Origin of the sequence: Halovenus halobia (assembly GCF_051414135.1) — an archaeon.
Lineage (GTDB): Archaea > Halobacteriota > Halobacteria > Halobacteriales > Haloarculaceae > Halovenus > Halovenus halobia.
Window position 1 is genome coordinate 1 of sequence record NZ_JBLKOA010000006.1, and the last position, 11,982, is coordinate 11,982.

General features: G+C 56.8%; 9 protein-coding genes and 1 pseudogene. 6 read left to right on the forward strand and 4 right to left on the reverse strand.

Annotated elements, in window-relative coordinates; all coding sequences use genetic code 11:
- Window positions 1-70 precede the first annotated feature (70 nt).
- Window positions 71-970: a CNNM domain-containing protein gene (locus ACMGFM_RS12920; protein WP_436903063.1), complete on the reverse strand. Its 900-nt coding sequence runs from the start codon at window positions 968-970 to the stop codon at window positions 71-73.
- Window positions 971-1,526: 556 nt separating this feature from the next.
- Between ACMGFM_RS12920 and ACMGFM_RS12925 the strand changes: the two genes are divergently transcribed.
- Complete coding sequence (locus ACMGFM_RS12925; RefSeq protein WP_436903064.1) at window positions 1,527-1,847, forward strand: hypothetical protein; 321 nt, start codon at window positions 1,527-1,529, stop codon at window positions 1,845-1,847.
- A 191-nt stretch (window positions 1,848-2,038) separates the two neighbouring features.
- Here ACMGFM_RS12925 and ACMGFM_RS12930 read toward each other — a convergent pair whose 3' ends face one another.
- Window positions 2,039-2,482, reverse strand: coding sequence for an LURP-one-related family protein (locus tag ACMGFM_RS12930; protein WP_436903065.1), 444 nt, complete (start codon window positions 2,480-2,482; stop codon window positions 2,039-2,041).
- A 301-nt stretch (window positions 2,483-2,783) separates the two neighbouring features.
- On the opposite strand from ACMGFM_RS12930, the gene ACMGFM_RS12935 reads away from it, so the two are divergent.
- The 3 genes and pseudogenes from ACMGFM_RS12935 to ACMGFM_RS12945 all read left to right on the forward strand — a co-directional run bounded on the left by ACMGFM_RS12935 (window position 2,784) and on the right by ACMGFM_RS12945 (window position 7,305).
- Window positions 2,784-3,500, forward strand: a complete 717-nt coding sequence (locus ACMGFM_RS12935) for a DUF5518 domain-containing protein (RefSeq protein ID WP_436903066.1) — start codon at window positions 2,784-2,786, stop codon at window positions 3,498-3,500.
- A 1,682-nt stretch (window positions 3,501-5,182) separates the two neighbouring features.
- Window positions 5,183-5,761: pseudogene (gene pgk / locus ACMGFM_RS12940) on the forward strand (phosphoglycerate kinase); the annotation flags it as partial.
- A 203-nt stretch (window positions 5,762-5,964) separates the two neighbouring features.
- Window positions 5,965-7,305, forward strand: coding sequence for an MATE family efflux transporter (locus tag ACMGFM_RS12945; protein WP_436903332.1), 1,341 nt, complete (start codon window positions 5,965-5,967; stop codon window positions 7,303-7,305).
- 86 nt (window positions 7,306-7,391) lie between these two features.
- Here the strand turns inward: ACMGFM_RS12945 and ACMGFM_RS12950 are convergent, their stop codons facing one another.
- Both ACMGFM_RS12950 and ACMGFM_RS12955 read right to left on the reverse strand, forming a co-directional pair.
- The gene (locus ACMGFM_RS12950) at window positions 7,392-8,249 is read right to left on the reverse strand and encodes an alpha/beta fold hydrolase (RefSeq protein WP_436903067.1); all 858 of its coding nucleotides are present in this window, start codon (window positions 8,247-8,249) and stop codon (window positions 7,392-7,394) included.
- Between the two features lie 83 nt (window positions 8,250-8,332).
- Window positions 8,333-9,607, reverse strand: coding sequence for an MFS transporter (locus ACMGFM_RS12955; protein WP_436903068.1), 1,275 nt, complete (start codon window positions 9,605-9,607; stop codon window positions 8,333-8,335).
- A gap of 283 nt (window positions 9,608-9,890) precedes the next feature.
- Here ACMGFM_RS12955 and ACMGFM_RS12960 point away from each other — a divergent pair, with 283 nt between their 5' ends.
- Together ACMGFM_RS12960 and ACMGFM_RS12965 are read left to right on the forward strand one after the other, a co-directional pair.
- Complete coding sequence (locus ACMGFM_RS12960; protein ID WP_436903069.1) at window positions 9,891-11,774, forward strand: ATP-binding protein; 1,884 nt, start codon at window positions 9,891-9,893, stop codon at window positions 11,772-11,774.
- Between the two features lie 50 nt (window positions 11,775-11,824).
- Window positions 11,825-11,974 (forward strand): hypothetical protein, encoded by a 150-nt coding sequence (locus tag ACMGFM_RS12965; RefSeq protein ID WP_436903070.1) that lies wholly within the window; start codon window positions 11,825-11,827, stop codon window positions 11,972-11,974.
- Window positions 11,975-11,982 lie beyond the last annotated feature (8 nt).

Sequence of the window (11,982 nt, forward strand, 5' to 3'; positions counted from 1 at the left end):
TCTGCTGCCGAAAGAACACCGTCCGGTTCAGGGAGCTTTAACACACTTCTGAACCGGACGTCTTCCTCAATCAGAGCGACGCTTCAGTTCCGCTGCTCACGTCGGTTGGGAAGTACCGACTATCGCCGTTGGTCAGTTGCTCACGGTGACTAAACAGCGCTGGACTATAGACGACACCTTTGAACTCAGTCAGAGTGTCACCAACCAATGGGTACCGTGTGTGTGGGTGTTCTTCGAGTGTCTGGAAATTCGATTTGGGAGTCTCCTCAGTGGACAGTGCAACGATTTCTTCGGGGGGAATCATCACTTCTCGAACGGACTGTTCGCCGATGGTCAAGGCGTTCATAATCTCTTCACGGCGTTCCTCGGGCAGGTCGCCTTCTTCAAGAACTGAGCCAAGCCGGTTCCGGAGGTCTGCGCGGGTCTCGATGACTTCTTTCTCGGTCTCTGTCCACGCCTGGGTCATTTTGATACCGAACAGGCCCAGTGTCGCCTTCGCCACCGAGTCACCGACCCAGATGGCCGGCGCAAGAATCTTCGCGAACCAGTAAAGTGGTCGTGAGCCATACCGAGCGACCTGTTTGGAGCGTTCGACCCCGAGGTACGTCGGTGTCTGTTCACCATGCGTGAGGTGGACCAGGTTGATAATGAGAAACCCGAGGACCGAGCCGGCCCCAATTGATGCGAGCGTAGTGTTCTCGAACAGCGGCTCAAACAGGGCTGCCAGTCCAGGTTCGGCAATAATCCCTAGGGCGATACTCGTTGCGGAAATCCAGACTTGACACGTTGTCAAATAAAATTCCAAGTCGTTGGTCATCTCCCAGGCGAGTTCAAGACCGGGGGTATTGAACTCCGATTCGGGGTACTGCCTAACACGGGTCAGCGCGAATTCGATTGCAACGAAATAGGCGTTTACCCCGATGAGAATGATGCCACCCAAGATCCGTAATCCGATTTCGAGCGGTTCCATCGTACAGTCGTACCAACAGCAAACAAAAAATAGTGTTCATCTCAGAACAATAACGTAGCAAAAAAAGAGTGTCCTAATCAGACTGTGGTATTCGCACCCTGCATTCAGGGCCAGCAAATTCTCTAATCGGGTTGCTATCACAAACAGAGCGCTGAATACAGAGGATACAGTCAGCACAGGCAATCTAACAGAACGCGTGTTTCAAAAATATTGATTAGTGCGGTATATGGAGCGCCGTACTGCCCTCCAACTCGGTGGTTCAATACTTCTCGCAACGACGGTTGGCTGTTCTGTGCCACAACTGGGTCCATCACCAGACATTGAAATCTCCGAAGTTATCTCGACCGCGCTGTGGAAGCAAGCGTCATGGTAGTTGACAGTGACGAGGTCGTCCTCTGGCGCACAGTCGCCCTCTCGACTGGCCAAGACCGTCTCGCAACCCTCGATGAATTACCCGCCCAGCCTGGTCAGGAGCCATCGCATGAGTCTGGTAATCGATTTTCGCAAACAGAGACTGTACGTGCGGGTTTATCAGCACTCGTACACTTGTGGTTGTATGGAAACTGCCCCGAGAGAAGTAATCACGAAGAACCGTTCTATCTCGGGGGTCGTTCTGCTTGGCTTGGTACTTCTGGTCGGTGGGATTGTTATTCAAGATCCGTTTGGAGTGAATCTGATTGTCGCTGGATTAGGAATCGCGCTACTCATTGCTGGAGTTTCATACGCTGCAACGAAGGGAAAGCGGTGGGTTGCGCTGGCCAATGCTTTCGTTTCACTGATCGGTGCACAGTTACTCGCGTTTGGTGGAATCGTCAGGTTGCTTGGCGGAGTCGTAGTTCTGACTGTGGTCATCTCTGTTCTATATAGCCGATTGTAGCGACCGGTATTCTTTGACCAGTTCGCTGTAAATTGTTGATTGAGGTTGTGTCCATCAGACGCAATGCTGACTATCTTGATTCAGCGAGAGACTCCCGCCGTTCACGGCGCGGAGGATGTCATTGTGGCCTGCGTGTGGCATACTCCACGAAAGTACGAGAAGTGAACCCGCCGAGGGCACGTTGGGCGCGGTCAATTACCCTGAATTGCATCGATAACGACTGTTGCTGTCACTATCGGATCGATTGGCACTGAACTACTGTCGCTAATCGTGATTTCGTACTGGTCAAGTACGGCGGTCTCACTCTCGATAGTCCCAATAGCAGTGCCGTCGGCATCTGTTATCTCGAATCTGTGTCCGAGCCACTGGCCCACTGGCAAGAGCTTTCGAGCGACAGTGAACGGTGCGCCACGTGAGTTGATTTCGGCTATGAGCGACTCGTCTTCAGCATCACGGATTCGCCACGTATCTTGCAAGAGTGAAATGTCGTTGTCCAGAACGACGAGTTCTTTGCCAGCCTGGCTATCCGTGAGCAGGTAGTCGCCGGCGACATCCCAATTACTGCTGGCTTCGACAGTACATAGTTCAGTTCCCTCGCTGTTAACGAAGGGGAAGGTATCGTTTCCCTCGTACATCTGATGGGTGCAGCGAAAAATCGTGTCGCCAGTAACATCCCTAGCTTCATACTCAGGTTGGAGATTCTTGTCCGTTCCTGTCTGTTCGACTATATATTGACTGCCGGAAAGATTGAGCGCAGTGGTTTCGTATTGCCGTGGTTCTCCATCGTCCGACATGTTTGAACGGTGATGTATTTAAATACACGACGACAGTTTCAAACTAAGCAACAGACAGGCCTGAGGAATTTAATTGATTGCAGGTCTCAGCCTGAGAGACACAGCTTTGGAAGATAATATATTTGCGTTCTGAGTACCCAATATGACCGACATAGATACCGTCCAAGACACGAGGCGGCCCTCCGCTGATGAGTCGTCGGGAGGGCATGATCCGGTGCCGGCGATAGTTGATTGGCTGCTGGGTATTTTGACTGGTATTGTTGGACTCGCCTTGGTAGTCGTTGGCGTCAATATATACACCCGAGTTGACCAAGCGACAATTGCCGAGGCTGTCGCCGACGATAGTGTGCAACTCAACGGCTTTACCGAGTCAGAGTTCGTTACAGCTGCAGGGTCGTTCACTGACTGGCTCGCCGCAGGAATATTCGTGACCGGGATTGTCTGTCTCCTCGTGGCTGCGGCGTTCGTTGTCGCGCGCCGGCACACCCGTCGCCGTGTTGCACAGGCGGGTGGGACAACCGCAACATTCTGGGCGTCCGTCGCCTACGGTGGTGTCGTGACAGCGTTGGTCTCGTTTATCCCCGGCTCCGCTATCGCGGGCGGCGCCACCGCAGCGTATCTTCACAACGGCGACTCAAATGCTCGTACCGGCGCTGTATCGGGACTGGCCAGCACTGGGCTGACGGTCCCGTTGGTAGTGTTCATTGCTATCGGGTTTACTGCTGGGGGTACGGCAGTCGGTCGACTTGCAGATAGTGCCTTCCTCGCTGCATTCATCCTCGTCGCCGAACTGATTGCCTTGGCAATCAACACCTGTCTCGGCGCACTTGGTGGATTCTTGGCTGCACGTCTATTTTGAATCTAATACTGAAAGAGGCGATATCGTCTCCTTGGCGGCACTCATTGTGAGCGAAAGGTAACCAATCAGCGTTGAGTTCGCTTCGTCAGTGGTGAGACTGGAGACATCCCTCCAGAGGTTGCCCGGTTCACACTTGAGAGCCCCCTAGCTCAGGCCTGCAGGTTCTTTTTATGAGTGCCACCAGGCAAGGAGGCAAGCCTGAATACATCAAAACTGGTATGCCGACCAACGCTCAGTTGATGACTGGCGAGACAATCAGCTGACCCGGCGGCGTCAGCAGGCACCGGTATTGCTCTGCTTGGTGAGGCCGACCAGCAGCTCGGCGGACAGCCACAACACTAAGACAGCAGTCAGAACTACAGCGTGGGCAGGAGGGCCGTCGGAGACAGGCAGCAAATGGACGAAACGGCAGTGAACGTCTCAGTGAATGTCGTCTCGGATAAGTACGACAGTTCATTTGATGGTCCCGTTCCTGCCGGAGATTTATACGGATACCTCACTGTCCGCTCAGTTGTATCGAGTCGGCGTCACCACCAGTAATACGCGTCTGTTCTAGTTATGAACGATACCATCTCGGATTCCACTTTTTCAGAATAAAAGTTGTAGTCGTTGCCACGACGATACTCACCAGTAACGCAATAATAGCGTTTGTCCAACGCTGTATTCCGATCAAGTCGGTTCGATACCAGGCGAACACGGCGACAGTGACCCCAATAACTGCGATACTTGCAATCTCATCTCGACTCAAGCCAGCCATATTACGCTCCATTGGACAAATTTATCCGATTGTATAGTGTCCACCCGATAGCGGAGACTGCGACGGTGATGCCGATAGCTGTCGGCATAGTGTTTGCAGAGCCATTGAACGACCAGTCGAAGACCAAGTAACCGACGAGAGCGATGAGCGCGACGATAGCCCCGATAACGCTAACTGCTGGTGAATTCGAACGACTCCCTCCGGGCATAATCAATCGATACCCGTATCGGTAGTAGTTCAAAGGGCAAAGTTGCCAGCCCTGAAACGGTGTCACAATTACTGAGTTATTCTGTGATATGCCACAGTATGATATATGCACCCTGTATCTACTATTGTCAACCTGTTCTATCCAGTTGCTGTCACAGACAGGGTGCTGAATAGAGAGGGTTTGTGGACCACTGTAAGGAAATCGGTAGAGATGCGCGTCAGTACCTGTAGTAGAGTACTACGTTCGCCAGACGCCGTGGCACACCTAAGACACTGGATACATCGTAGTATGTCGAACACTCTCTCTTTCTAACCCTTGCACTGGTCACCGTCAGTTGTGAACATTGAGTTATATTAACTTTTAATATAACTGCTTTCGAATTTCTTTCTGACCTATGGGTCTGTTCAGTAGTGACTCCTACCCGTGCACCGTTTGTGGCTCAGAAGTAACAGACAAGTCGTCAAATGGGAGGTGCGACTGTGGCGCTGCATTCCACGGCGAATGCCTCAAAAACATCGGGAACGTCAAAAAGGAGAATCGGCTAATCCGCGGAGATAAAATAAAAGCCAAATGTCCAAATTGCGGGAGGGTCGACAAGTGGTAATCCCCTGACGCTATTGTTATTCCTCTGATTAGTTGCCAACAGGGATTGTGCGCCTACTGTTTTCAATTAAGATTCGGGATGTCGAACCTGTCCCGATAGCAGAGCCACCGCGGGTTGGCGGCGTGACGGGCCAGTTATTCCTGCGAGCGGCCGGCCATCCTGTCGGGTACGACACCAACGACAACATGGACCTGTTTGGTCGCCAGTGGGACGAGGCCCACGGACTCATCGAGGACATCGTCGAAAATCATGGTGACCGACTACTGCTCGCCTCCGACGTTGCCTACGAAGGCGACGACGGGCAGCGCGCTGAAATCGACGTTGCGAACATCGAAGACAAACAGCGCGCGTTTTTCGACGTCGGGGCCGACACCGCCGCGAGATTCGCCAATGTCGTCCGTGACTCCGAAGCGGTCTTCGTCAAGGGAGCACTGGGTGTCTTCGAGGACGCGCGCTTTTCACACGGGACCGTCACGATCTTAGAAGCCATCGCCGAGACGGACTGTTTCTCTGTCGTCGGTGGCGGGGACACCTCCAGAGCAATCGAACTGTACGGCATGAACGAGGACGACTTCAGTCACGTCTCCATCGCTGGCGGTGCCTACATCCGTGCACTCACTGGTGCTCCGTTGGTTGGTGTCGAGGCCCTCGTGGGAGAGAAATCTCCGACGAGAGAACTAACGACTGACTGAGGCGGTACTGTAGCGGTTATATTTTGCACAACTTCGAGTATTGCCTTCGGGGGAAGATGTATCCAGGGAGCGGTCAGGTCTCCACCAGAACCGCCGGCATCCGGAGAGTGAAGTAGCTCCTGCGTTGATCGGTGTGCGTGGGACTCGACGGAGATCGGCTGCTGTCGGTCTGGAAGCGAGTCGGCGCGCTGTCGTGGCCGGTGATGGTCGAACAAACCTCCCGGACACTCATGCGGACGACAGACGTGTTTGTGACAGCGCTGTTCTCACCGCTGGCGGTAGCGGCGGTCGGCTTAGCAGACCTCTACGCTCGCGTTCCGCTCCGGGTCGGTCTGGGTCTCGGTGCCGGTGCAATCGCGCTGTCGAGCCAAGATACCGGACGCGGCGCGACGAAGACCCGGGACGAAGCGATTACGCAGGCGCTCGTCCTCGGTGCTCTGCTCGGGTTGCCGATGGTCGCGTTCGGACTGACCCTCGGTGAGGAGGCAATTGGCATCCTCGGGCTGTTCACCGAGGACGAAGACATGGCCGAGATTGCGTCGCTTGGGGGGACCTACTTGGCGCTCATCTTCGCGACGTCACCAGCACGGCACGTAGCCCTGATTGGCGCACGGGCACTCCAAGGGACCGGCGATACCCGGACGCCGATGTACGTCAACCTCGTTTCGAACGGCCTGAACATCGGTCTCTCGCTCGTTTTAGGATTGGGACTGTTCGGTGCGCCCCGTCTGGAGATTATCGGTGTTGGCCTCGCGACTGCGATCGGGAACGTCTTCACCGCAACTGTGTTCGTGGTGTTGCTGGCGACGGAGTACACGACTGCTGGCTATGTCCGTCCACAGCGATTCGTCATCGCAAAGCAGTTGCTCGTCGTCTCTGCGCCGAAAGTCGCCGAGGGGCTGTTCGCGACGCTCGTCGAGTTTCCATTCAATGCTCTCCTGCTTGCCTTCGGCGCGGAGGTCAACGCCGCCTACCAGATCGGGCGGCGGGTTTACCAGCAGGTCACCAGCCCCCTGGCGAGAGGGTTTCGGACTGGAGCGAGTATCGTCGTCGGGCAGGCGCTGGGTGACGGTAACGCCGAACGTGCCCGGTTCGAGGGCTGGGCGACTGCGCTGCTCGGCCTCCTGACCGTCGGAACAATTGGGCTTTTGCTCGCAGCCTTTGCCGAACCGATTGTCCGACTATTCACTGACGACCCAGAGACAGTCACCCCAGCGATTGGCTTTGCGACAGTGTACGGACTCACTGCTCCCGTTACTGTGTTGTTCGTGTTGCTCGCTGGCGCGCTGCAGGGCGGCAGCGATACGATGACGCCACTGATTGCACGAGCGACGGGACTGCTTGGCTTCTATCTGGGACTCTCCTACGTCACCGCCGTCGTCCTCGGCTGGGGCGTCACGGGCTTTTACGCTGGAATCTTCGGCTACTACACCTGGTCGTTGCTCGTGGTTGCGGCTGGCTTCCGGTACGGCAGTTGGGCCGACCGCGCAGCCGAGATGATGGCCGAGCGTGCCAGCACTCCCGACAGAGAAGCAGGCGACTGAGAGTGACTGTGTGTCCCGCTAGTAGCGACTCCCGGGACTACGACCACAGTCGACCCTCTCTTGATACAGCGAGAGAATCCCGCCGTTCAAGACTCCGTGACAGCGCTGGAACCGCCGTCGGTAGCTTCCAACAGCTCGAAAAAGTCCGTACAGGCGCTGTTGAACGCTGTCGGGTTGTCCTGGTTCACCAGGTGCGCAGCGTCGGTAAGCTCTCTATACTGGCCATTGGGAACGCTCTCAGCGAGGGTTTGGCCCTGTCGCTTGATCTGTCCGACCTCGTGGTCGCCGGCAAGCACCAGCAGCGGCGCCTCGACGTGAGAGATGTCGGGTGGGTCGTGTTCGTAGATAACCCGAAACAGCTTCGTGTACTCTGCGTTCGAGACGTTTCCCGCAGTGGCAATGGCCTCTTCGCGAACGTCCGAGTCGAGACTGAGCCATGTCCCGCCGTTGGTGGCCTGCATCGAGGCGAGTAGCGAGCGAAACGTCGCCGCGGAGCCAATTGTCGAAACCATCTGCGAGACGCCCTGAACAGGCGAAAGAAACGGGTTCAGGTCAGTTGGAAACGAAAGCGGCGTCATCGACTGAAATGGGCCGGCGATGACAGCGCCGCGGGCCTGTTCGGGGTGGCGGTCGAGAAAGGCTCTGGCGACCAGCCCGCCAACCGAGATTCCGACGAGAATCGGCTGGTCGATATCGAGTTCGAGCAACAGCGTTTCGAGGTCGTCAACGAACAACTCCACCGAGTACTGGGTCGTCTCCGTCGGGCCACTCTGTCCGTGCCCCCGGATGTCGTAGGTGATGACGTCATACTGCTCGGCAAAGTGCTCGACCTGGCTGGCCCAGACTGTCGAGTCTTGCCAGCCGCCGTGGATGAACACAATCGGTGGCCCGTTTCCCCGTCGCTCGTAGAACAGCGACCCCCCCTCGACCGAGACTGTTGGCATTCTAACCTAGTAGAAGTCTCCTAAGTAAATGTTCCCGCTTTTGCACCCGACAGCGTGTCGACCCCCTCGAACGACGCGCTGGCTCACTGCGCAGTCGCGCGTTCTGTTGCGGTTTTCGGCGAGAGTTTCGCGACGAACAGACAGAGCACGGCGCCACCGCCACCGATGGCTGCCGCGGTGACACCCGATAGCTGGAGGGCGGTTGTGAACCCGACCTGGGGAGCGATTGCAGTGATGAGCCGACCCATGAGCACCGGCGTCAGCGTCGCGACCAGCCGTCCGTTCGACTCCGAGAGGCCAACCACACCGGCCCGCAGACGTCGAGGGGCCAGTCCGGTGACGATACTTCGGTACAGCGACAGTGCCGTTCCGAAGCCCGCCCCACTGAGGAGGATGCCAACCGCGGCGACCCCCAATCCGGGCGCGTACAGCACCAGAACGAATCCCACCGAAAGGACGGTGTGGGCGGCCACCAGCGGGACAAACCGGCTGTCGACCATCGACGTGATTCGGCCGGCCTGACTGGCTGCGGTCGCGTACGCGAGACTGCCGAGCGCGACCAGCAGCCCCGCCTCACCGGGGGTTCCGCCCTGAATCCGGACGACAACAATCGAGTTGTATGTGAGGAAGGCAATCCAGACGACGATTGGCGTGCCACGGGCGAGGACGAGTGAGAGCACCCGCGGCCTGGCGACGAGTGCAAGCAGGTCTCGGATATACGAGCCATCTTCGTCAGCGCCGCCGTCAGTCGTCTCCGGCGTCGAGTCTGGGCTGGTTGGTTCCTCGAATGTGAGCGCCACGAGCAGCGCAATCGGGAGTGCCATCGCGTAGATCAGAAAAGGGAGTTGCCAGGCAATCACCACGGTCGCGCCGGCAATCAGCGGAAACACGGTTTGAGCGAGTCCAGAGCCGGTGAACCGCAGCCCCTGCGCCGTCGCCTCCCGGGTGCCAGTATACAGGTCGCCGATGCTGGTGATAAGCACCGGCGTCAACCCGCCGAAGGCAACGCCTTGCAGCAGTCGAAGGCTGAGCGCAACCCGAAAATTCGTCGTCAGCGCAATTGCAGAGCCGGCAGTTCCGAACAGCACCAGCGAGGTGACGATGACCGGCTTGCGGCCGTAGCGGTCGGCGAGCAGGCCCGCCAGCGGAATGACGACGATTGGCGGCGCGGTGAAAAACGACATCATCAGCCCGATATCTGTCGCTGTCGTACCGAAGGGGCCGACCAGTGAGTCGAGCACCGGCGAGAGCAAGGCAGTGCCCAGCGGCGGCAGCAGATTCGCCAGCAGGAGCAACTGAAAGCTCGTGTCACTGAGGACGGCGCTGTCGTCACCGAACAACGAATCGAGCGTGCTCACGTCTCATCGGCGTCCGATTTGCTCAGTAAAAAGCGCCGCGACATGATACGCATAATCTAAATCCAGAGGAATCATACTAATACCGATAGTATTCGCTATCAAGAAAGTCGATGGCTCAGTACGAAACCGCCGGTACTGTCCATTTCTTCGTATTTGGAATATATTGATGTGGATGCAGATTATATGTACGTCCAAGATCAGAGAATCGCGTGATTTGTACTAAAAGTGCCGCTGTGCAAGCGGTAACTGGGTACTGCCGGTTAATAAAAATATGACGAGACCGATGAGTATCCTCCTCGTGAGCAGTCAACCGGAGTTCACAGAAACAGTGTCATCTGGGCTCGAATCGACCGGGGAGTTCACTGTCGACACCACCAGTGTGCAAGCGGCCAGAGAACGCCTCCAGGCTGGGAACTATGACTGTATCGTGTCGGAGTATCCAATTCCGGACGCAGACGATGAGGCGGTCCTCGATACTGTAACCGGCAACGTTCCAGTGGTCCTGTACACGTCCGGCTCCAGCGCAGCGGCCGCTGCGGCCGCGGGCAAAGCAGGCGTGACACATCTCCAGCAGCGTGAGGACCACACAGAGTTAGCGCGAACTATCGAACAGGTAGAGCACCCAGAGCAAGGCGGTGGGCAACCACGCCAACAGGAGCTACGCCAGTACAAGCGAATTGTCGAGTATGTCAATGATGTTGCGACAATCATCACACCAGCGGGGGAGATTACCTACGTAAGCCCTGCTGTCGAGCGTGTCCTTGGCTACGAACCCGAGGAACTGGTCGGTGAGGTTGGTTTTAATTACCAGTCCCAGGCAGGGCGAGAGGCTGTCGCCGACGCAATCGAGGACATACTTGCAAACCCCAGCGAGACGCAGACAATTCAGACGAAATTCCGTCGAGCGGACGGGTCGTGGGCGTGGATCGAGTCAACGCTCAAAAACCGAGTGGACGACGAGATCATCAATGGAATTGTCGTGAGCAGCCGTGATGTAACCGAGCGGGTTGAACAAACGCGACGGAGCGAAGAGCGCGAGCAGCAGGTGAGTCGCCTCCACGGAGCGACGCGTGAACTGCTCGGTTCAGAGACGCCAGCGGCGGTCGCCGAAGCCGCGAGCCAGACAGCGGTGGAAATACTCGATTTGCCGCTGAACGGCATCCATTTTTACGACGAGGCTGCCGGCGGACTCGAACCGGCAGCCGTCTCCGAGAGGAGCGAGGCTCTGTTCGAGGGGGTGCCGGTCATCGACGAGGGCATCGCTTGGCAAGCGTATCAGACCGGAAATGAGCGGATTTTCAACGATCTCTCCGAGGCTGAGGAAGTGTACAACACAGACAGTCTGGTGCAGGGTGAGATTTGTCTGCCACTTGGTCGGTACGGCGTTTTTATTATTTCGGCAACAGAAGCAGATGCATTCGAGGAGACAGACATCGAACTCGCCCGAATCCTTGCGGCAAACACTCAGGCGGCACTCGACCGGATTCACAACGAACAGAAGATACGGAGGCGAGAGGCCGAGCTACAGAAACAGAACGAGCGATTGGAAGAATTTGCGAGGATTGTGAGCCACGACCTCCGAAACCCGCTGAACGTTGCACAGCTCCGGGCTGGTCTGCTGGCTGAGGAGTGTACGAGCGAACACCTGCCAGCAATCGAGCGCTCACTCGAGCGGATGGACGAACTCATTTCCGACACGCTCACGCTGGCCAGACAGGGAGAGACTGTCGCCGAAACAGAACCAATCGCGTTGGCCGACTTGGTTGAGAACTGCTGGCAGACAATCTCGACAGCTTCGGCGTCAGTTACAGTGACCGATGGGATGACGCTGCAGGGCGACCGGAGTCGACTGCGACACGTCTTCGAGAATCTGTTTCGGAACGCAATAGAGCACGGCGGAGAAGCGGTTACTATCCGCGTTGGCCGACTTGGGGACGAAGGGCTGTATGTCGAGGACACCGGTCCGGGGATTCCAGAGGACAGGCGAGAGGAGGTGTTTAGCCCCGGGGAAAGTACAACTCACCGCGGGACCGGATTCGGACTCACAATTGTAAAGCGTATCGCGGAGGCCCACGGCTGGGAGGTAAGTGTCGGTGAGGGGGCCGACGGCGGCGCTCGCTTCGAGTTTACCGGTGTTGAACTGGCCGACGCCTCAGAGAGTGACTGAGGACAGCGGCCTTCGAAATTAGCTTGTAGCCACGTCTGCAAGAACCACTGATGTGGGTACTGCTACACAGCGACCACAACCACTCAGAGTCGGCAGAAGCGACATCGTCGGCGCTTGGGCCCGAACTGTTGGTACTGGTCGCAATTGGGCTCGTACTGGTCAGTCTCGTCGGCTTCTACGTCACGAAACAGTATCTGTAAAAAACGAC

What these genes read in the sequence shown, in the direction of transcription:
- ACMGFM_RS12930 (WP_436903065.1), bottom strand. Translation starts at nt 2,482, where the DNA reads ATGTACGAGGGAAACGATACCTTCCCCTTCGTTAACAGCGAGGGAACT.
- ACMGFM_RS12920 (WP_436903063.1), bottom strand. Translation starts at nt 970, where the DNA reads ATGGAACCGCTCGAAATCGGATTACGGATCTTGGGTGGCATCATTCTC.
- ACMGFM_RS12950 (WP_436903067.1), bottom strand. Translation starts at nt 8,249, where the DNA reads ATGCCAACAGTCTCGGTCGAGGGGGGGTCGCTGTTCTACGAGCGACGG.
- ACMGFM_RS12965 (WP_436903070.1), top strand. Translation starts at nt 11,825, where the DNA reads ATGTGGGTACTGCTACACAGCGACCACAACCACTCAGAGTCGGCAGAA.
- ACMGFM_RS12935 (WP_436903066.1), top strand. Translation starts at nt 2,784, where the DNA reads ATGACCGACATAGATACCGTCCAAGACACGAGGCGGCCCTCCGCTGAT.
- ACMGFM_RS12925 (WP_436903064.1), top strand. Translation starts at nt 1,527, where the DNA reads ATGGAAACTGCCCCGAGAGAAGTAATCACGAAGAACCGTTCTATCTCG.
- ACMGFM_RS12960 (WP_436903069.1), top strand. Translation starts at nt 9,891, where the DNA reads ATGAGTATCCTCCTCGTGAGCAGTCAACCGGAGTTCACAGAAACAGTG.
- ACMGFM_RS12945 (WP_436903332.1), top strand. Translation starts at nt 5,965, where the DNA reads ATGGTCGAACAAACCTCCCGGACACTCATGCGGACGACAGACGTGTTT.